The organism is Hydrogenophaga borbori (genome assembly GCF_003417535.1).
In the GTDB taxonomy this organism is placed as follows: domain Bacteria; phylum Pseudomonadota; class Gammaproteobacteria; order Burkholderiales; family Burkholderiaceae_C; genus Hydrogenophaga; species Hydrogenophaga borbori.
In genome coordinates, this window is the sequence record NZ_QVLS01000001.1 from 467,907 (window position 1) to 486,925 (window position 19,019).

A 19,019-nucleotide genomic window follows, 5' to 3' on the forward strand; every position below is an offset into this window, starting at 1 on the left:
CTCCGTGAAAGTGGATGGAGGTTTCACGGTAGGCCTTGCCACCGTGGCAAGGTCAAGCGGCGCGGCCCGTCGTGCACAGGCTTGACCTTGACACCATGTCAGGCCTGAGCATTGGGTTTCCACGTCAATTCATCTGGAAGACCGCCATGAACTCCCTTGCGCCGCCCCTGACCGAGTACCGCCTGCCCATCGAGGGCATGACCTGCGCCTCCTGCGTGGGCCGGGTCGAGAAGGCCCTGAAAGCCGTGCCCGGCGTGAGCGAGGTCAGCGTCAACCTCGCCACCGAGACCGCCTCGGTCAGTGCCGCCGCACCGGCGGCCGCCAGCCAGCTGGTCGCGGCCGTCGAGAAGGCCGGCTACCAGGTGGCCGCGCAACAGTTTGAATTCGAGATCGAGGGCATGACCTGTGCCTCCTGCGTGGGCCGGGTCGAAAAGGCCCTGAAGGCCGTGCCCGGCGTGAGCGAGGCCGAGGTCAACCTGGCGACCGAGCGCGCCAGCGTGCGCGCCACCGGCGCCACGGCGGCGCAGTTGATGGCGGCCGTCGAAAAGGCCGGCTACGCCGCCCTGCCCCACGACGATCAGGCGTCGGCCGCGCCCGGCGCCCACAAGGGCGGTGGCGAACCCTGGTGGCCCGTGGCCCTGGCCGCCCTGCTGTCGCTGCCGCTGGTGCTGCCCATGGTGGCCATGCTGTCCGGCAGCGACTGGACGCTCAATGGCTGGCTGCAGCTGGCCCTGGCCACGCCGGTGCAGTTCTGGTTGGGCGCGCGCTTCTACCGCGCCGGCTGGAAGGCCGTGCGCGCGGGCACCGGCAATATGGACCTGCTGGTGGCCCTGGGCACCAGCGCGGGCTATGGCCTGAGCGTCTACCTGCTGCTGCGCCACCAGGGGCATGGCGCGCCGCACCTGTATTTCGAGGCCTCGGCGGTGGTCATCACCCTGGTGCTGCTGGGCAAATGGCTGGAAGCGCGCGCCAAGCGCCAGACCACGGCCGCCATCGCGGCGCTCAACGCGCTCAAGCCCGAGATCGCGCGCGTGCGCACGCCCCAGGGCGACGTGGACCTGCCGCTGGCCCGCGTGAAGGTGGGCGACGTGGTGATCGTGCGCCCCGGCGAGCGGGTGCCGGTGGACGGCACCGTGCTCAGCGGCGCGAGCCAGGTGGACGAGTCCCTCATCACGGGCGAGAGCCTGCCGATCGCCAAGCACCCCGGTGACAAGGTGACCGGCGGCGCGGTCAACGCCGAAGGCCTGCTGGAGGTCCAGACCACCGCCGTCGGCGCCGAATCCACGCTGTCGCGCATCGTGCGCATGGTGGAGTCGGCCCAGGCGAAGAAGGCGCCCATCCAGCGCATCGTGGACCGCGTGAGCGCGGTGTTCGTGCCGGTGGTGCTGTTGCTGTCGCTGATCACGCTGGTCGGCTGGGGCGTGCTCGCGGGCGACTGGGAGCGCGCCATCCTCAACGCGGTGGCGGTGCTGGTGATTGCCTGCCCCTGCGCGTTGGGCCTGGCCACGCCCACGGCCATCATGGCCGGCACCGGGGTGGCCGCGCGCCAGGGCATCCTGATCAAGGACGCCGAGGCGCTGGAGGTGGCGCACCGCGTGGACACCGTGGCCTTCGACAAGACCGGCACCCTGACCGAGGGCCGGCCCCAGCTGGTGTCCGCCCTGGCCGCGCCGGGCCAGGAAGACCGCCTGATCCCCTGGAGCCTGGCGCTGCAGGCCGGCAGCGAACACCCGCTGGCGCGGGCCGTGCTGGAGTCGCCCCAGGCCGCCGGCCTGACGCCGCGGCCGGCCAGCCAGGTGAGCGCGGTGCCCGGCCGTGGCATGTCGGCCGAGGTCGATGGCCACGCGCTGCGCCTGGGCAGCCCGCGCTTCATGCAGGAGCTGGGCGTGGACACCTCGGCCCTGGCCGCGCAGGCGCAGCGCCTGCAGGACGAGGGCCGCACCGTGTCCTGGCTGGCTGATGTGACGCAGGCGCCGCGCCTGGTCGGCCTGCTGGCCTTCGGCGACGCGCCCAAGGCCAGCGCCGCCCGCGCCGTGGAACGCCTGCACGGCATGGGCGTGCGCACGGTCATGCTCACCGGCGACAACCGCGGCAGCGCGGCGGCCGTGGGCCAGCGCCTGGGCATCGGCCGCATCGAGGCCGAGGTGCTGCCCGCCGACAAGGCCGGCATCGTCGGCCAGCTCAAGCAGGGCGGGCATGCGGTGGCCATGGTGGGCGACGGCATCAACGACGCCCCGGCGCTGGCCTCGGCCGACGTGGGCATCGCCATGTCCACCGGCACCGACGTGGCCATGCACGCGGCCGGCATCACGCTGATGCGCGGCGACCCGGCCCTGGTGGCCGACGCCATCGACATCTCGCGCCGCACCTACCGCAAGATCCGCCAGAACCTGTTCTGGGCCTTCGCCTACAACGTGATCGGCATCCCGCTGGCGGCGGCCGGCCTGCTCAACCCGATGGTGGCGGGCGCCGCCATGGCCCTGAGCAGCGTGAGCGTGGTGAGCAACGCCCTGCTGCTGCGCGGCTGGCGGCGCTGAAACCGTGAGGGTGCCCGATGCCCTCGGGCGTGGGCCGGATCAAGACCTTGAAAGGGATGGCCCTCAGGACCCGAGCCACTCCAGCAGGCTCAGCACGCGCGGCCCGGTGCCGGTGTCGAAGCCCTGGATGCCCAGGGTCTTGAGCACGCCGCGGCCGGCGTCGGCCTGGTCCATGGCGCGCAGTTCGGCCTGCACGGCCTGCAGCTGCTCGGCCGTCAGGCGCGGGCCGGCGACCATGGGGGAGTACGGCTGCATCACGCTGCGGTGCAGCACGCGCAGGCCGGCCTTGTCCAGCGAGCGCGCCACGCCCGAATAGGAAGCCACGCCGCCCACGTCGGCCAGCTTGTGCTCCAGGTAGAACTGCACCGCGCCCTGCTCGCGCACGAACTGCACCTTCTCAGCCTTGAGCGGGATGCCCCGGTCGCGCAGCTCGGCATTGCAAAAGCGCGACATATACGACACCTGCTCCGGCAGCACCCAGCGCTTGCCTTTGGCTTCCTCAAGGTTTTGCAGGGGCGAATCCTTGCGGGTGACGATCAGGCACTGGCCTTCGGGCTTGGCGCTGGCGACGAAACGGTATCCGTTGTCGCGCATGGCGCGCGCCGGGTAGTCGCTGGGCCGGGCCAGCGCCAGGTCGAAACGCTTGGCCTTCAGGCCATCTGCGAGCAGCGCGAATTCGCGCGCGAACACCACCGTCACCTTGCCCTTCAGCGCCCGGCCCAGGGCCTCGGCCAGGCCGGCGTACTTGGCGGTGGCGCGCGCGTGGTCCAGCCCGCCCGAGGTGCCTTCGCTGACCGCCAGCGTGTACTCCGGTTCCGCGGCCCGCGCCGCGCCGGCCATCAACAGGGGAAGCACAAGGGCGATGAGTCGGGTATGCAGTGGCATGGTGGCGGCGCGGCGGCCAGATACCCTGGCCGGTTCAGCATATTGGAATGAACGAATGTATCGCCGATGGCGCGGGCGGCGGGTTCCGTTCATGGCGGGGAAACCGCCGTCTGGCTTGCATCTTGCTGACGTCCCGCAGGCGCCACCGGCCCCGGGAAACCACGCCCTCTTTGGAGCCAGCCCCCCAGAAGCTCAGACCTACAATCCCGCCTACTTCGCACCGCCCGGATGGCCCGGGCGGGCGGCAACCGAGAGATGTCTCATGAAGCACCTTGCCCTGTATTCCGCCCTCGCCGGCGCCCTGGCCCTGTCGGCCTGCGGCAAGAAGGAAGAGGCCCCCGCCCCGGCAGCCGCTCCCGCGCCCGCCGCCGCGCCGGCTGCAGCGCCCGCTCCGGCCGCCCTGCCCGAGCTCAAGGTCGCCATCGACCCGACCTACGAACCCTTCACCTTCAAGACCGCCGACGGCAAGCCCACCGGCTTCGACGTCGACATCGCTGACGCCCTGTGCAAGGAAATCAAGCGCCAGTGCGTCTACGTCGAACAGGTCTGGGACAGCATGATCCCCGGCCTGCAGGCCAAGAAGTACGACGCGATCATCAGCTCCATGTCCATCACCGAGGAGCGCCTGAAGGTCGTGGACTTCACCGACAAGTACTACTTCACCCCCAGCCGCATCGTCGTCAAGAACGGCACCGCCTACACCGAGCCCGCCTCGCTCAAGGGCAAGAAGCTGGGCGTGCTCAAGGGCAGCACGCAAGAGAAGTACGCCCTGGGCGAGCTCAAGCCCGCGGGCGTGAGCATCGTTCCCTACGAGGCCCAGGACCAGGTCTACCTGGACATCAAGTCCGGCCGCCTCGACGGCACCGTGGCCGATCAGGTGGAGGTCAACGGCGGCTTCCTGCGCAAGCCCGAGGGCAAGGACTACGGCTTCGTGGGCCCCGTGCTGGACGATCCCAAGTACTACGGCACCGGCGTGGGCGTGGCCCTGCGCAAGGACGACACCGCGCTCAAGGATGAGTTGAACGCCGCCATCAAGACGATCCGCTCCAACGGCGTCTACGAGACGATCGCCAAGAAGTACTTCGACTTCGACGTCTACGGCAAGTAAGCGGTCAGCCCACCGAGCGCGGTTTGTCCGGCTACTACCAGTCCATCCTGCAAGGCGCCCTGCTCACGGTGGGCGTCTCACTGGCCGCCCTCGTGGTGGCCATTTTCTTGGGCCTGGCGGGCGCGGCGGCCAAGCTGTCGGGCCGCCGCGCGCTCGTGTGGCTGGCCACCGCCTACACCACCCTGGTGCGCGGCGTGCCCGAACTCGTGCTGATGCTGCTCATCTTCTATGGCGGCACCATCGGCCTGAACCACCTGCTCGAGGCCCTGGGCAGCCGCCGCTCGGTGGACATCAACCCCTTCGCGGCGGGCGTGCTGACCATCGGCTTCATCTACGGCGCCTACATGACGGAGACCTTCCGCGGCGCCATCCTGGCCATCCCGCGCGGGCAGATGGAAGCGGCCTGGGCCTTCGGCATGGGCCGCGTGCGCACCTTCGTGCGCATCACCGCGCCGCAGATGGTGCGCTACGCCATCCCGGGCTTCACCAACAACTGGCTGGTGCTCATCAAGGCCACGGCCCTGGTCAGCCTGATCGGCCTGCACGAGATGACCTACCTGGCCAAGCAGGCCAGCGCGGCCACGCGCGAGCCCTTCACCTTCTTCCTGTTCGCGGCGGCGCTGTTCCTCATCTACACCACGGTCTCGCTGTGGGCGCTGCGCTGGGTGAACCGGCGCTTCAGCCTGGGCGTCAAGCGGCTGACCCACTGACACCATGCGCTGGGAAGTCATCTTCGAACCGGCCCACCTCGCCATGTATGGCCAGGGCGTGCTGACCACGTTGAGCCTGCTGCTGTCCTGCCTGGCCATCGGCGGCGTGCTGGCCGTGGTGTTTGCCCTGGCGCTCACCCACGGGCCGGCGCCGCTGCGCTGGCTGGTCGGCGCGTACACCTACGTGATCCGCGGCACGCCACTGCTGATCCAGATGTACATGATCTATTACGGCCTGGCCCAGCTCGAGTGGATCCAGGCGCGCTGGGACGACATCTGGCCCTGGACGATGTTCAAGGACGCGTTCTTCTGCGCCCTGCTCGCCTTCGCCCTCAACACCGCCGGCTACACGGCCGAAATGCTCGCAGGTTCCATCCGCGAGACGGCGCCGGGCGAGATCGAGGCCGCGCAGGCCATGGGCATGGGCCGCTGGCAGGCGCTGCGCCGCATCGTGCTGCCCAGCGCCATGCGGCGCACCCTGCCGGCCTACAGCAACGAGGTGGTGATGATGCTGCACGGCACCAGCCTGGCCAGTGCGGTGCCGGCCATGCTGGACGTGACCGCCGCCGCCAGCCGCATCTACTCCGACTACTACCTGCCTTTCGAGGCCTACATCTTCGCCGCCGGCATCTACCTCACCATCACCTTCACCCTGGTGGGCCTGTTCAAGCTCGGCGAGCGGCATTTCCTCGCGCACCTGGCGCCGCGCACGCACTGACGGGGAACGCATGGAACGGACCGAACACCCCCTGCTGAGTCCCAGCCTGGGCCACCAGAAGCACCTGGTGTCGTTCCGCTATGGCGCCGAAGACGCCCGGCCCAAGGTCTATCTGCAGGCCAGCCTGCACGCCGAGGAGCTGCCCGGCATGCTGGTGGCGCACCACCTGCGCCCCCAGCTGGAGGCCGCCGAACGCGAGGGCCGCCTGCGCGGCCAGGTGGTGCTGGTGCCGGCGGCCAACCCCATCGGCCTGACGCAGCGGCTCAACCACCGCGCCATGGGCCGTTTCGAATTCGGCACGGCGCAGAACTTCAACCGCCACTACCCGAACCTGGCGGACGCGCTGTTCGACGAGTTGCGCGACCGCCTGGGCCCCGACCCGCAGGCCAACGTGGCCCTGGTGCGCGCCGCCGCCACCCGCTGGCTGCGCGACTGGCGGCCCGCCACCGAGCTGGACAGCCTGCGCCGCCAGCTCTTCCTGCTGGCGCACGACGCCGACGTGGTGCTGGACCTGCACTGCGACTGGGAAGCCGCGCTGCACCTGTACGCCGAGGAGGCCTGCTGGGCCCCGCTGGCGCCGCTGGCCTGGCTGCTGGGCTGCCGCGCCGTGCTGCTGGCGCGCGATTCGGGCGGCGAGCCCTTCGACGAAACCCTCTCGGGCCTGTGGTGGCGCCTGGCCGAGCGCCTGCGCGCGCAGGGCATCCACCATCCGCTGCCCCAGGCCTGCGCCAGCGCCACGGTGGAGCTGCGCGGCGAGGCCGACGTCTCGCACGACAACGCGCGGATCGACGCCAAGGCCCTGATGGACTACCTGCTGCACCTGCGCGTGATCGACGGGCCCGCCCCCACCATCCCCCGGCCCAGTTGCGAGGCCACGCCGCTGGCCGGCTCCGAGACCCTGCACAGCCCGGTGGCCGGCGTGGTGGCCTTCTGCGTGCGCCCGGGCGATGCCCTGGCCGTCGGCGAGGTGGTGGCCGAGGTCATCGACCCCACCGCGCCTGGCGCCTCGCGCGTGCACAGAATCACCGCTGGTGTGGCGGGCGTGCTCTACGCGGCCATCGGCGAGCGCTACGTCGTCGCCGGCGGCGAGATCGGCAAGATCGCCGGCGCCACCCCGTTCCGCACCGGCCACCTGCTCGGTGCCTGACCCTGCCCCGTTCCCATGAATGCCCCCACCCCCTCTTCCACGCCGCTGCTGGCCGTGCATGACATCCACAAGCGCTTCGGCGCCAACGAGGTGCTCAAGGGCGTGTCGCTCGAGGCGCGCGCGGGCGACGTCATCAGCCTGATCGGCAGTTCGGGCTCGGGCAAGAGCACGCTGCTGCGCTGCATCAACCTGCTCGAAAAGCCCAACGCGGGGCGCATCGTGCTCGGCGGCGAGGAACTCAAGCTCGCGCCCGACCGCCACGGCGAGCTGCACGCCACCGACCCGAAGCAGCTGCAGCGCCTGCGCACGCGCCTGGCCATGGTGTTCCAGCACTTCAACCTGTGGGCGCACATGACGGTGCTGCAGAACATCATCGAGGCGCCGGTGCACGTGCTGGGCGTGCCGCGCGACCAGGCGGTGCAGACGGCGCGCAAGTACCTGGAGCGCGTGGGCCTGAGCGGTGTGGAAGACCGCTACCCCGCGCACATGAGCGGCGGCCAGCAGCAGCGCGTGGCGATCGCGCGCGCGCTGGCGGTGGAGCCGGCGGTGATGCTGTTCGACGAGCCCACCTCCGCGCTCGACCCGGAGCTGGTGGGTGAGGTGCTGCGCGTGATGCGCCTGCTGGCCGAGGAAGGCCGCACCATGCTCGTGGTCACCCACGAGATGGGCTTCGCGCGCGAGGTGTCCTCGCACCTCATCTTCCTGCACAAGGGCTGCATCGAGGAACAGGGCGTGCCGCGCGAGGTGCTCGCGAGCCCGAAGAGCGAACGGCTCGCCCAGTTCCTCAAGGGCAACCTGAAGTAATCAGGGCGTCAGCGACAGCTCGCTCGCCCACTTGGGTGGCTTCAGGCTCAGGGTGCGGTGCTTGTTGGCCAGCCAGGTCGCGCTCATGTCGCGGTAGCGGCTGGAGAACACGTTGCCGCTCTGCCCCGTCTGGTAGATGAAGAGCGAGCGGTCGAGGTCGGCCAGGTCGTAGATGGCGCGCAGGCTGGCCGCGTGGCGGTTGGCGAAGGGCGCGTCGGCCTTGTCCAGGTGGTACTGGCCCACGTTCACCGTGAAGGGGTCGCCGCCGGTGGGCTCGCGCACCTCGAAGAAGCGGGCCAGCGGCTTCACGTTGGACAGGGGCCGGTGCACCGAGAGCGCCGGGTGCGCCTCGCCCCAGCGCCAGGCGGCCACGTCGGCGCCATACTGGGCCGACAGCCTGTCCAGCGCGCGCGACAGCGCCTCGCCCGCCGCGTGCGGACAACCCTGCACGCCGCACCAGGCGCGGTTGTCGCTCTCCAGAAAGCCCTCCACCGCCTGGCGGAACAGGCGCTTGCCGTACAGGGACTCGAAGCGCTCCTTGCCCAGGCGCTGGCCGATCACGCCGCGCGTGAACTCGTCGACCCAGGCGCTGTAGATCAGCGGTGCGGGCGAGTCGGCCCGCATCACACCGTCGAAGCCCTGCAGCGCGGCGCGCGCGGCCTCGGCCAGGGGGTGGGTGGACGGCGCCTTCAGCAGGTGCGGCAGCAGGCGCAGCGTGGCCTCGGCGCGCTGGTCGCCCTGGATGGCGCGCATGCTCGCCACGTCGTGCTTGGGCGTGGCCTCCAGCAGCGTCTCGATGCGCTGTTGGCGGTACGGCGGCGCCCAGTCCTGGGTAAGGAAATGCGGGTAGTCCGGCGCGTGGATGCGCTGGTTGGCGGTGGCGATCCAGCCGCGCGCGCCATCGTCCTGCGGCGTGTCGGCGTACGGCAGCCAGCCGGTCCAGTCGTAGCGCGGCTCCCAGCCGGGTGCCGGGGCCACGCCGCGGATGTCGTTGTCGGCCGCGCGCAGCGGCACGCGCCCGGCCGCCTTGTAGGCGATGCGCCCGGTGCGGTCGGCCATCACGATGTTCTGCATGGGCGCGCGGAAGGTGGAGAACGCGGCCAGCAGTTGCTCCACGCTCTGCGCGCGGTTGGAGGCCAGCGTGGCGGACACGTTGTCTTCGTCGTCGAGCCCGGTCCAGCGCAGCGCCAGCACGAAGCGCGTGGTGTCGAGCACCTTGCCGTGCTGGGCCTGGGCGTCGCTCAGCACCGGGCCGTGGCGCGTGGCGCGCACCAGGTGCGTGACGTCGGCCTGCCCTTTCACGCGGATGGTCTCGGCGCGCACTGTGAACCGCTCCCAGGCGGGTTCGGCGCTGGCCGAGGGCACGCGGTACTCGCCGGGGTTGGCCGGGTTGATCTGTTCCAGGTAGAGGTCCTGCACGTCGGGCCCGGTGTTGGTGAAACCCCAGGCCACGCCGGCCGTGCGGCCCAGCACCACGAAGGGCGTGCCCGGCAGGGTGGCGCCGATCACGTCCATGCCCTTGAGGCCGCCCGCGTCGGGCGCCTGCAGCCGCGCGAAGTACCAGATGGCGGGCGCGCTCAGGCCCAGGTGCGGGTCGTTCGCCAGCAGCGGCTGGCCGCTCTGGGTGCGCGAGCCGGCCACCACCCAGTTGTTCGAGCCCTTGTTTTCGTTGAAGCCGAAGCCATCGGTCCAGTCGCGCAGGTCCAGCGCGACGCGCTCGCGCCAGCCAGCCTGCGGGGCCGCCGGGGCCTGTGAAGTGGCGGTGCCATTGGCCTTGTTGAACACGCCCAGTTCGCGGTACAGCCGGCCCAGGTCGGCGCTCGCGGCGGGCGCCTCGCCCGGGTACGGCGGGAACAGCTCCCACAGCGCGGGCGTGTCCAGCACCTGCAGCGCCGTCAGCCGGGCGAACTCGTTGCCCCAGTTCCCGCCCAGGTCCAGCGCCATCATGATCGACCAGCCCACGCTGTCGGCCGGGTCCCACCAGGCGCCGCGCAGGGCCTCCTCGCGCGGGTTCACGCCCAGCAGCAGGAACTCGGGCGTGAGCGCCTGTTCGCTGCTGGCAAAAAAGGCGTTGATGCCGGCGCTGTAGGCCTCCACCGCGGCCTTGACGTCCGGCGGCAGCTTGGCCAGCTGGCGCTGCGCCACCTGGCGAATGCCGAGGGTGCGCATGAGCTTGTCGGTCTCCAGTGTGGCCGGGCCCAGGAACTCGGACAGCGTGCCGCGCATGACCGCGCGGTTGAAGGCCAGCTGCCAGCCGCGCTCCTGGGCGTGCACGTAGCCCAGCGCCATCCAGGCGTCGCGCGGGTTCTGGGCCAGGATGTGGGTGACGTCGCTGCCGTCGCGGTTGACCTGCACCGGTGCGCCCAGGCCGCTGACCTGCAGCTGCCCGTCGGTGCGCGGCAGGGTCTGGCGGGCGTACCACAGGCCCAGGGCGGCGGCCAGCACGAGCAGCAGACCGATGAGGGTGGCGAGGCGGCGGATCCAGCGCATGGTGTTTGTCTCACGGACTTCTTATGAGGAGCCGCGAGGATATACCCCTACGGGGTATTCAAGATGGAGGGGTGCGCGCTGGTGTCGATGAACCTTCGGACAGATCGCTCAAACAAACGCCATTTGGTCCGGACAATCTGCCGAACTGAACTTCCGCCCTACTTGAGAAAGCAACCAATCGTTATGGCGCTTCAAATCAACACTGCCCCTGCGTCTGGTGAGATGTCCCACCCAAGGGCGCGCTTCCGCACGGAGGACGTCACTCTTTGCCAACTGCGCGGAGACAAGGACATCGCCTCAGTAATGGCGCTGCGCCAGGAGATCGATTTGTCGGCCTATGTCACCCCGGATGGGGGCTTCTATTCACTCGAAAAAAAAGGGATGAGTGCGGGGTCGTCGTCGCATTCGATCTCGGCGATCGGCGCATCGGGACTATCCGAATGGTTCCGATGGGCTATGGGCTGACCCTGACTGAACAGCTGCTGCAGCCACTGGGTTCAAGCGCAGCAGTGGTTACGCCTGCCGATTGGGAGGTAGGGCGCTTGGTGTTGGCACCCGAGTTCCGCAGCGATGTCGATGCCTTGCGCCATTGCATGCGGTTGGCGCTGCTGCATGCTTCTTCCGGAGCCCGCATTGATGCGCTTTGGGCGGCCTGTACGCATTCGCTGAGTCGCCTGTACCGCCGGTTCGGCCTGTCGCCAATGGCAAGAGATATCTCCTTACCATGTACGAAAAAAGTTTATACGATCATACGCGGGACGGCGGGTGACGTAGAGACGACGCTGAGAGGGTCCAGCTGAGTCCAACAGCACGACGTCGACATGGTTTGAAAGAGCGACACGGTGCCCGACATGGCTTCTTGGTTCGAGCGGTTGTTTGGTCATTTCAGGACATATCACCAGCCCAGCCCGCTCTTGCTGCGGTACATGATCGTTTTCGGGCTTGTTGGGTTTCCGCTCATGTATCTGGTGCGCTTCGTACGTCCGTCGTCTGGTTTTGACGATTTCGCGCTGCGAGCGCTTGTCATGTCCCTGCTGCTGCTGCTTGCCATCCGGAACCACTGGCCCGAACGATTGCGGGCCTGCTACCTCCATGCCTGTTATGTGACGATGACAATCGCGTTGCCTTTCGCCCTGGTCTTCACTTCGCTCAAGAATGGCGGCGGGACAGCGGCCATAGGCAACACGTTCATGGCCGTGTTTCTACTGATGCTGTTGGCCGACTGGCGCAACTTCATCATCATGCTGGTCACGGGATCCGGCGCCGCCGCAGGCTTGTATGCGCTGACAGACCCGAACCCCCAAGTCCCACTCGACTACGTGTTCCGGCTCCCTGTGCTCTTGGTGAGCGTAGTGGGCGGCAACCTCTTCAAGTTCGCCCTGGAGCAAGCCACTGCAGAGCGCGTGCGTCAGGCGTACGCCTCACTGGCGGGTTCTATCGCGCATGAAATGCGCAACCCCATGGCGCAGGTGCGACACAGCCTGGAAAGGATTGGACAAGTGCTACCCGTTTCACGACTTCAGGAGAAAGTCCAAATCGTCTCGCGTCTCGACGTCGAACGGCTGCATCGGCATGTCGCCATGGGTGAACTGGCGGTTCAGCGGGGATTGCAGGTCATTGCAATGACGCTTGACGAGGTGAATGACAAGCCACTCGACCCGCAACAGTTCGCCCTCCTCTCAGCCGCGCAGGTGTGCGTCAAGGCTGTGGAGGAGTACGGCTATGACAACGACCAGCAGCGTGCGAAAGTCAATTTGCAACTGCATAACGATTTCTTCTTTCTGGGAAGTGAGACCACCCTATTGTTCGTGCTCTTCAACCTGATGAAGAACGCGTTGTATTACCTGCCGATTTGTCCAGATGCACGGCTGCAGATCACAGTGACCGACTGCCAGATCGGCGTGCGCGACGATGGCCCTGGCATGACGTCCGATGTCCTGAAAAGCCTGTTCGAACCGTTCCGATCCGTGGGCAAGATCGGGGGGACCGGGCTGGGCTTGGCCTACTGCAGACGTGCGATGCGTGCGTTCGGTGGCGACATACGTTGTGAGTCAGTTGTCGGCAGCCATACGGAGTTCACGCTCATGTTTCCGCCATTGAGTCCCACAGCGATCGGGATGAGACGCACGGCGCTAATGGATCAGGCTCGCGAGCAATGGGCGGGCTGGCGTTTCCTGGTGGTAGACGATGACGGCCTTTTGCGCACATCCACTGGCTTGCTCTTGCAGTCATTGGATCTGACCGTAGACGACGCAGCCGACGGCCTGCAAGCGCTAGACGCGCTGAAGGCGCAGCGCTACGACGGCATAGTGATGGACCTAAACATGCCGGGCATGAACGGCTATGAACTTGCCGAACGTGTGCGTCGCGGGGAAGTGCCGGTCAATCAACATAGCTGCCTCATCGCATGCACGAGCGAGCCCGGCTTTCTCACGCGATTGAAGGCAGAGAACGCGGGTTTTGACGGCCTTGTGAGCAAGCCTGTGGACGATGTCGTGCTGCTATCCGCGATAACCCAGGCCGTGCGAACAAGCAAGCACAAGCACTGGAGCGTAACTGCTTGGCTCAGTGGACATCGCGTGCTGCTGGTCGACGACAGCTCCTGGAATCGAGCGGCTGTTGCGGAGTATCTCCGGCATGCCGGCGCCCTAGTGATCGAGGTTGACAGTGGGCCTGCCGCATTGTCTGAACTTAATCACCACAACGAATGGCATGCCGTCATTCTGGACATTCAGATGCCGGGTATGAGCGGGATAGAACTGGCGCGCGCCATTCGAGCCTTGGACAGCCACTTGAAGACGCTTCCTATTCTGGCGACTACTGCGTATGCGTCCGACGACATCGTTGCCGAAGGGCGGGCTGTCGGAGTCGGGGGCTTTCTGATCAAGCCAGTGGAGGCACCACAACTCTGCCAACATCTGCGTACGCTGATGACCGAGCGCACCGCTTCGCCAGAGGTCGTTGCTGTTGCCGACGCGGCCCTGTCCGCCTCTACCCTGCTAGACGCACGTCGGCTGGAGGGCTTCCAGCGCATTGGCATGGTTGAAGAGTTGTTGAAGGACTACTTGCCTCGAATCGATTTGCTGGTCGAACGCCTGACTGCCGCTGCGAAAGAGCGTGATCTGCAACAGTCGACGGATGTGTTGCATTCGCTGATGGGCATGAGCGGAGAGGCTGGCGCGAAAGCGCTGCACCTGTTCAGCCGTGGCATCTACATTCCCCTTCTGGAGCGCCAGCAATGGCCTCAGGACGCTGACTGGCTGGCCAAGCTATGGAATCTCACGCAGCTCACCAGCCGCGAACTGCGGGATTGGGTTGAGAAGCGCCGGTCGACGATCGCTGAGTGAGAAGTGATGCCGGGAACTCGGCCCAGCGGGCTGAGCGCCCTCAGCGCGCGCTGGCGGCGGCGCTGCGGGCGAGCGCCATGCTGCCGTCCATGAGCTTGAAGCTCACGGTGGGGGCGCTGAAATCGGAGAAGGGCGCGCCCAGGGAGATCTCGCCGTCGCTGTACAGCACGCAGTCCTGGCGGCGCAGCTGCACCACCGATTCGCTGCCCGCGAAGCGCACCCAGGTGCCATAGCTGCTCACGTCTTCCAGCACGTAGTTGCCGGAGACCATGCCGATGGTGGCGTGCATGCGCGAGACGCGCGGGTCGCTCACGACGAAGCTGGCCTCGGGCACGCGGCCGATGCGCAGCGGCAGGTCGCTGGAATTGAAGGTGCGCGTGGCGTCCAGCCAGGCGAGCTCGATGCCCGCGAAATCGGAGTCGTCCTTGGGCGTGATGGCGTGCAGGTCGGCCGGCACCGTGAGGAACTCGGACTGCATGTCCGCCTGCCACTCGATGCGGAACACCTCGCAGGTATCGACCTTGCCCTTGATGCGCATGGCGCCCAGGCTGCGGTTGCGCACCAGCGAGCGCGGCCCGAGCGACTGGATGACGGTGTCGCTGGCGAAGATCTGTTCCGGGCCGGCCAGGTCGCTCAGGCGCGAGGCCAGGTTCACCGCGTCGCCGAAGCAGTCGCCGTCCACCCACACCACCGAGCCGCGCGCCAGGCCGATCTGCATCAGCAGCTTGAGGTGGGCCGGCCACTGCTGCACACGTTTGGCGTGCTCCTGCTGGATCTGCACCATGGAATCCACCGCGGCGCGGTTGTCGGCGAAGGCCATCAGCACCCCGTCGCCCAGCATCTTGACCACGGTGCCGCCGTTCGCCTGGCCGCGTGCGCCAATCCACTGCGTCAGCTTGGTGACCGCCTTGGTGGCCCGGTCGTTGCCCAGTGTCTCGAACACGGACGTGCTACCGGTGAGGTCGACGAAGGCAATCGTGAGTTCGGGCATGGGGCTGGGAAAACCTGCGGGCGATTAGAGCATGGCGGTTCTCGCAGACCGTTACATCCTCAACCGATGCAAGTGGCGTTTGTGCGCCCCGAAAGGCCGACCGGCCTGTGGCCGCCAGCCAACAATGAGTGCAAAAGAATTACTAAATTGAGGTAATTCATGAAACTCCCGCGCTAAGCACATGATTTGCTGTTGTTTTTTTTGCCGTATCAAGACTTGCACGATTGCATCGACATGCGTCAGGTCGTATTCTGGCCAGCCCTCCCATGTGATGGAACTCTCACGGTCATGCGTTGGTTCAAGCCCAGTCTCCGCAACAGCATCTCGGCCCTGCTAGGGCCGAGCGCGCGCGCGGACGACGAAGACGAGCTGGAGCCGGTGCGTGAGGCCATGCTGGCCGTGCTGGGTGAGGAAGGCGCTCGCCTGAACCCTTCGCTCAAGCGCCGGCTGAAGTTCATGCACGACGCGCACAGCCTGTGGTACGCGCGCGGCGAACTGGTGGCGGTGCTCAGCCGCGTGCACGGCGAGGCGCTGGCGGTGCACCGCGTGCAAAGCCTCTCGCCGGTGTTCCAGGGCCTGGTGCCCAAGGCCCTGATCGACGCCTCGCGCATCCGGCGGGTGTAAGCCCCCTCGCCGCGTTCCGCGTGTCCCCCTCAAGGGAGCGGCACCGACGGCCCGGTGAGGCCGGTGCCGTGGTGCCCACGGGGTTCAATGCCCGTGACCGTGATGGTCGTGCGGCTCATGTCCCCAGAAGATCAGCGCGTCGCGTCCCTCCACCACCAGATCGACCGTGCGGCCCACGGGCAGCAGCACCTTGGTGGGGACGTGGCCGAACGGCAGCCCGGTGTAGATGGGCGTCTTGGTCTTCGAGCGCAGCCATTGCGTCACGGTCTTGAGCGAGAAGCCCCGGTCGTAGCCCGGCACCGGCTTGAAGCGGTTGAACGCCCCCAGCAGCACGGCCTTCTGCGCGTCCAGCACGCCCGCCAGCAGCAGTTGGGTGAGCTGGCGCTCCAGGCGGTACGGGTGCTCGCCCACGTCTTCCAGGAACAGCACCCCGCCTTTCACGGCCGGCAGGTAGGGCGTGCCGACCAGCGAACAGAGCACGCTCAGGTTGCCGCCCCACAGCGTGGCCTCGCGCACGTGCCGCTTCGGCCTGGCGGCGTGGGCCGGGGCGTCGGCCGCCGGCAGCGTCCAGCCCGAGCCCTCGGCCGAACCATCGAGCAGGTCGCCGAAACAGGCCAGCATGATCTCGTCGGGCTCGACCTCCGGGCCGAAGTCCTCGCCCAGCGCCGGGCCGGCCCAGGTGGTGGCACCGGTCTTGGCCAGCAGCGCCAGCTGCAGCGCGGTGAAGTCGCTCAGGCCGACGAAGCGCGTGCCCTTGTCGATCGCCTTGGCGAGGGCCTTGTAGGGCAGATCGGGCAGGAGGCGGGTGAGCCCATAGCCCCCGCGCGAGATCAGGGCCACGTCGGCACCGCTGGCCGCCGCGCGGCCGATGGCGGCCAGCCGCGTGGCGTCGTCGCCCGCGAAACGCATGTGGGCGCGCAGGGCGTCGGCGTCGATCTCGACCTCGTGGCCCAGGGCCTTGAGGCGCTGCACGCCACGGCGGAAGGCGGCCTTGTCGCGCACGGCGCTGGCGGGAGAGTAGATGTAGATGTGGCTCATGGGTTCGGGGATGAGAAATGGGCGAGCGCCGCGCGCGCGATGGGCCCGCCGTGTTCTTGCACGAAGTGGCCGGCCTGGGGCAGCAGCAGGGGCTCGGGGCAGCCTCGGATCTGCTCGCGCAGCGCGCGCATGACGGGCTCGCCGAGCACCGGGTCTTGCTGGCCGATGGCCATGAGGCTGCGCCCCTGCCACTGCTCGCGCCAGAAGCGGCGCGCCTCGCGGCTGACGGCGGCGCCGTCGCTGTCGGGGAACTCGGGGACCATGGGCGGGAAGGCGCGCAGCGCCGCGCGGTGGCCCTTGTCGGGGAACGGCGCGTCGTAAGCGGCGCACTCGGCTTCGCTCATCTGCGGGTTGCCGCGCGCGAACAGGCGGCTCACCGAGAAATCGGGCTTGCTGGCGCACATCTCGCGCCAGGCCAGGAAGCCGGGCGACAGCGGCGTGTCGCCCGTGGCCAGGGTGGTGTTCATCACCAGCAGGCCGCCGTAGCGCCCCGGTGCGGCCGGCGGCAGGGTCAGGCCCAGCAGACCGCCCCAGTCCTGCACGACCAGCACCACGTCGCGCAGGTCCAGCCGCTCGACGAATTCCAGCAGCACCTGGCGGTGCCAGGTGAAGCGGTGGGCCGCGTCCTTCTTGGGCTTGTCGCTCTTGCCGAAGCCGATGAGGTCGGGCGCCACCACGCGGTGGCCGGCCGCCAGGAACACCGGCAGCATGTGGCGGTAGAGGTAGCTCCAGGCCGGGTTGCCGTGCAGGCACAGCCAGGTCAGCGGGGCATCGCGCGGGCCTTCGTCGAGGTAGTGCAGGCGCAGCCCCTCCAGCGCGGGCAGGTCGCTCAGGTACCGGGGCGCCCAGGGGTAGCCGGGCAGGTCCTCGAACGCGGCATCGGGCGTGCGCAGCGCGTCCTCGCGCAGGGGGTGGGGGTTCATCCGCCGCTCCTTGAAGAAAGTGCGCAGCAACTCGGCGCCCTGCTCGGCCAGCACGCCACCCCGCACCTGGGTCTGGTGGTTCAGTGGCGTCTGGGCGAACAGGTCGATCACGGAGCCGGCCGCGCCGGTCTTGGGGTCGCTCGCGCCAAAGACCACGCGGTCCAGCCGCGCGTGCAGCATGGCCCCGCTGCACATGGCGCAGGGCTCCAGCGTCACGTAGAGCGTGCAGCCATCGAGCCGGTAGTTGGCCAGGCGCCGCGCGCCCTCGCGCAGGGCGAGCATCTCGGCGTGCGCGCTCGGGTCGTGCGTGGCGATGGGGGCATTGCGGCCGGTGGCGATCACCTGGCCCTCTTTCACCAGGACCGCGCCCACCGGCACCTCGCCGGCCTGGGCGGCGGCGCGGGCTTCGTCGAGCGCCAGGCGCATGAAGGCTTCGTCGCGGTCCGGGCTCGGCGTCATGCGGGCGAGTGTAGGCGAGCGCGCCGACTGCTCCTTGGAGCCTCCCGCGCTCTGGCATGATCCTGGGTTGCCCAGGGAAAACCCCCAATAAATGACCGCCCCCCGCGCGAGCGGCCGGCAGTGGGAGCTCGACGCGCTGCGCGGCCTCATGCTGGTCCTCATGACCCTCACCCACATGCCGACCGGTTTCTCGCCGGTGCTGAGCCAGCCGTTCGGCTTCGTCTCGGCGGCGGAGGGCTTCGTCTTTCTGTCGGCGCTGCTGGCCGGGCGCGTGTACGGGGCGCGCGCCGAGCGGCAGAGCTTCGCCGAACTGCGCGCCGGCCTGTGGCGGCGCGCGGGTCGCCTGTACCTGTGCCAGCTGGCCCTGTTGCTGCTGGCCTTCACCCTGATCGCCTGGCTGGGGGTGGTGCGCCACCAGGGTGGCGTCACCGGCCTGCTGGAGTACTTCTTCATCGCCCCCGCCAGCGCCGTGGGCGCGGCCCTGGTGCTGCTGCACAACCCGCCGCTGCTGGACGTGCTGCCGCTCTACATCCTGTTCATGCTGATCACGCCCTGGCTGCTGGCGCATGGCCGGCGCCACGGTTGGCGCGGCCTGCTGTGCGCCAGCCTGCTGCTGTGGCTGGCCGAGCAATGGGGCCTGGGCGCGGCCCTGCACGGTCTGGCCGCGTCGGCCGGCTGGCCCGTGCCCTACAAGGACATGGGGGCCTTCCATCTCTTCGCCTGGCAGCTGCTGTGGGTGGGCGGCCTGTGCCTGGGCTCGCGCCGCCGGCCCTGGCCGCGCATGCGCTGGTGGCTGTGGGGGCCGGCGCTGCTGCTGGCCGGCAGCACCCTGCTCTGGCGCCACATGGTGGGTCAGGACCCGATGCCCGGCGTGCCGGCGGTGGCCGCGCTGTTCGACAAGTGGTCCCTGGGTCCGCTGCGCCTGCTCAATGGCGCGGCCTTGGTCGCCCTGCTGCTGGCCAGCGCACCCCTGTGGCGGGCGCTGCCCCGCCCGCGCCCGCTGGAGCTGCTGGGCCGTCAGTCGCTGCCGGTGTTCTGCGCCCACCTGGTGATCGTGCTGTTCACCCTGGCCTTCTTCGGCTCGGTCGAGACCCTGCGCCCCTGGCGCACCGACGCCCTGCTGCTGGCCGCCGCCTTCGCCGGCCTGTTCGCGGTGGCCCTGGCGGCGCAGTGGCGCGACCAGGGCGGCCGCCTGCGCCCGCGCCTGGCCAGCGCGCTGCGCTGAGCGGCCGGGAACC

15 protein-coding genes are annotated in these 19,019 nt (G+C 68.8%); 10 read left to right on the plus strand and 5 right to left on the minus strand.

Annotation, left to right across the window (positions count from 1 at the left end):
- Positions 1-146 precede the first annotated feature (146 nt).
- On the plus strand, positions 147-2,537 hold the full coding sequence (locus DY262_RS02235) for a heavy metal translocating P-type ATPase (protein ID WP_116957340.1): 2,391 nt from the start codon (positions 147-149) through the stop codon (positions 2,535-2,537).
- Positions 2,538-2,600: 63 nt separating this feature from the next.
- Here DY262_RS02235 and DY262_RS02240 read toward each other — a convergent pair whose 3' ends face one another.
- Positions 2,601-3,422 (minus strand): phosphate/phosphite/phosphonate ABC transporter substrate-binding protein, encoded by an 822-nt coding sequence (locus DY262_RS02240; RefSeq protein WP_116957341.1) that lies wholly within the window; start codon positions 3,420-3,422, stop codon positions 2,601-2,603.
- Between the two features lie 262 nt (positions 3,423-3,684).
- Between DY262_RS02240 and DY262_RS02245 the strand changes: the two genes are divergently transcribed.
- Genes DY262_RS02245 through DY262_RS02265 form a run of 5 tightly spaced genes read left to right on the plus strand, consistent with a single transcriptional unit; the run spans position 3,685 to position 7,909 of the window.
- Positions 3,685-4,530 carry an ABC transporter substrate-binding protein gene (locus DY262_RS02245; RefSeq protein WP_116957342.1) on the plus strand — a complete coding sequence of 282 codons (846 nt, stop codon included), beginning with the start codon at positions 3,685-3,687 and terminating at the stop codon, positions 4,528-4,530.
- A 23-nt stretch (positions 4,531-4,553) separates the two neighbouring features.
- Positions 4,554-5,240, plus strand: a complete 687-nt coding sequence (locus DY262_RS02250; protein ID WP_116957343.1) for an ABC transporter permease — start codon at positions 4,554-4,556, stop codon at positions 5,238-5,240.
- Positions 5,241-5,244: 4 nt separating this feature from the next.
- The gene (locus tag DY262_RS02255; protein WP_116957344.1) at positions 5,245-5,958 is read left to right on the plus strand and encodes an ABC transporter permease; all 714 of its coding nucleotides are present in this window, start codon (positions 5,245-5,247) and stop codon (positions 5,956-5,958) included.
- A gap of 10 nt (positions 5,959-5,968) precedes the next feature.
- The gene (locus DY262_RS02260; protein ID WP_116957345.1) at positions 5,969-7,105 is read left to right on the plus strand and encodes a succinylglutamate desuccinylase/aspartoacylase family protein; all 1,137 of its coding nucleotides are present in this window, start codon (positions 5,969-5,971) and stop codon (positions 7,103-7,105) included.
- A gap of 15 nt (positions 7,106-7,120) precedes the next feature.
- Positions 7,121-7,909 carry an ABC transporter ATP-binding protein gene (locus DY262_RS02265; RefSeq protein ID WP_116957346.1) on the plus strand — a complete coding sequence of 263 codons (789 nt, stop codon included), beginning with the start codon at positions 7,121-7,123 and terminating at the stop codon, positions 7,907-7,909.
- Here DY262_RS02265 and DY262_RS02270 read toward each other — a convergent pair whose 3' ends face one another.
- Complete coding sequence (locus DY262_RS02270; RefSeq protein WP_116957347.1) at positions 7,910-10,399, minus strand: penicillin acylase family protein; 2,490 nt, start codon at positions 10,397-10,399, stop codon at positions 7,910-7,912.
- Between the two features lie 183 nt (positions 10,400-10,582).
- On the opposite strand from DY262_RS02270, the gene DY262_RS21530 reads away from it, so the two are divergent.
- Both DY262_RS21530 and DY262_RS02280 read left to right on the plus strand, forming a co-directional pair.
- The gene (locus DY262_RS21530) at positions 10,583-10,864 is read left to right on the plus strand and encodes a hypothetical protein (protein WP_147326158.1); all 282 of its coding nucleotides are present in this window, start codon (positions 10,583-10,585) and stop codon (positions 10,862-10,864) included.
- Positions 10,865-11,250: 386 nt separating this feature from the next.
- Positions 11,251-13,746 (plus strand): hybrid sensor histidine kinase/response regulator, encoded by a 2,496-nt coding sequence (locus tag DY262_RS02280; RefSeq protein ID WP_116957348.1) that lies wholly within the window; start codon positions 11,251-11,253, stop codon positions 13,744-13,746.
- 40 nt (positions 13,747-13,786) lie between these two features.
- On the opposite strand, the gene DY262_RS02285 is transcribed toward DY262_RS02280, so the two are convergent.
- Positions 13,787-14,737, minus strand: coding sequence for an adenylate/guanylate cyclase domain-containing protein (locus tag DY262_RS02285; RefSeq protein WP_116957349.1), 951 nt, complete (start codon positions 14,735-14,737; stop codon positions 13,787-13,789).
- A gap of 288 nt (positions 14,738-15,025) precedes the next feature.
- Between DY262_RS02285 and DY262_RS02290 the strand changes: the two genes are divergently transcribed.
- Positions 15,026-15,361 (plus strand): hypothetical protein, encoded by a 336-nt coding sequence (locus DY262_RS02290; RefSeq protein WP_070398467.1) that lies wholly within the window; start codon positions 15,026-15,028, stop codon positions 15,359-15,361.
- An 84-nt stretch (positions 15,362-15,445) separates the two neighbouring features.
- On the opposite strand, the gene DY262_RS02295 is transcribed toward DY262_RS02290, so the two are convergent.
- Both DY262_RS02295 and tadA read right to left on the minus strand, forming a co-directional pair.
- A complete protein-coding gene (locus DY262_RS02295; protein WP_116957350.1) occupies positions 15,446-16,399 on the minus strand; it encodes an LD-carboxypeptidase in 954 nt (317 codons plus the stop codon).
- Positions 16,396-17,781 carry a tRNA adenosine(34) deaminase TadA gene (gene tadA, locus DY262_RS02300; protein ID WP_116957351.1) on the minus strand — a complete coding sequence of 462 codons (1,386 nt, stop codon included), beginning with the start codon at positions 17,779-17,781 and terminating at the stop codon, positions 16,396-16,398. Before tadA ends, DY262_RS02295 begins: the two co-directional genes overlap by 4 nt.
- A 91-nt stretch (positions 17,782-17,872) precedes the next feature.
- On the opposite strand from tadA, the gene opgC reads away from it, so the two are divergent.
- Complete coding sequence (gene opgC / locus DY262_RS02305; protein ID WP_116957352.1) at positions 17,873-19,006, plus strand: OpgC domain-containing protein; 1,134 nt, start codon at positions 17,873-17,875, stop codon at positions 19,004-19,006.
- Positions 19,007-19,019: the final 13 nt, after the last annotated feature.

Bases quoted from the DNA above. Each gene is read 5' to 3' on its own strand.
- DY262_RS21530 (WP_147326158.1), top strand. From the start codon at position 10,583: ATGGCGCTTCAAATCAACACTGCCCCTGCGTCTGGTGAGATGTCCCAC.
- opgC (WP_116957352.1), top strand. From the start codon at position 17,873: ATGACCGCCCCCCGCGCGAGCGGCCGGCAGTGGGAGCTCGACGCGCTG.
- DY262_RS02235 (WP_116957340.1), top strand. From the start codon at position 147: ATGAACTCCCTTGCGCCGCCCCTGACCGAGTACCGCCTGCCCATCGAG.
- DY262_RS02295 (WP_116957350.1), bottom strand. From the start codon at position 16,399: ATGAGCCACATCTACATCTACTCTCCCGCCAGCGCCGTGCGCGACAAG.
- tadA (WP_116957351.1), bottom strand. From the start codon at position 17,781: ATGACGCCGAGCCCGGACCGCGACGAAGCCTTCATGCGCCTGGCGCTC.
- DY262_RS02265 (WP_116957346.1), top strand. From the start codon at position 7,121: ATGAATGCCCCCACCCCCTCTTCCACGCCGCTGCTGGCCGTGCATGAC.
- DY262_RS02280 (WP_116957348.1), top strand. From the start codon at position 11,251: ATGGCTTCTTGGTTCGAGCGGTTGTTTGGTCATTTCAGGACATATCAC.
- DY262_RS02255 (WP_116957344.1), top strand. From the start codon at position 5,245: ATGCGCTGGGAAGTCATCTTCGAACCGGCCCACCTCGCCATGTATGGC.
- DY262_RS02260 (WP_116957345.1), top strand. From the start codon at position 5,969: ATGGAACGGACCGAACACCCCCTGCTGAGTCCCAGCCTGGGCCACCAG.
- DY262_RS02245 (WP_116957342.1), top strand. From the start codon at position 3,685: ATGAAGCACCTTGCCCTGTATTCCGCCCTCGCCGGCGCCCTGGCCCTG.
- DY262_RS02240 (WP_116957341.1), bottom strand. From the start codon at position 3,422: ATGCCACTGCATACCCGACTCATCGCCCTTGTGCTTCCCCTGTTGATG.
- DY262_RS02285 (WP_116957349.1), bottom strand. From the start codon at position 14,737: ATGCCCGAACTCACGATTGCCTTCGTCGACCTCACCGGTAGCACGTCC.
- DY262_RS02270 (WP_116957347.1), bottom strand. From the start codon at position 10,399: ATGCGCTGGATCCGCCGCCTCGCCACCCTCATCGGTCTGCTGCTCGTG.
- DY262_RS02290 (WP_070398467.1), top strand. From the start codon at position 15,026: ATGCGTTGGTTCAAGCCCAGTCTCCGCAACAGCATCTCGGCCCTGCTA.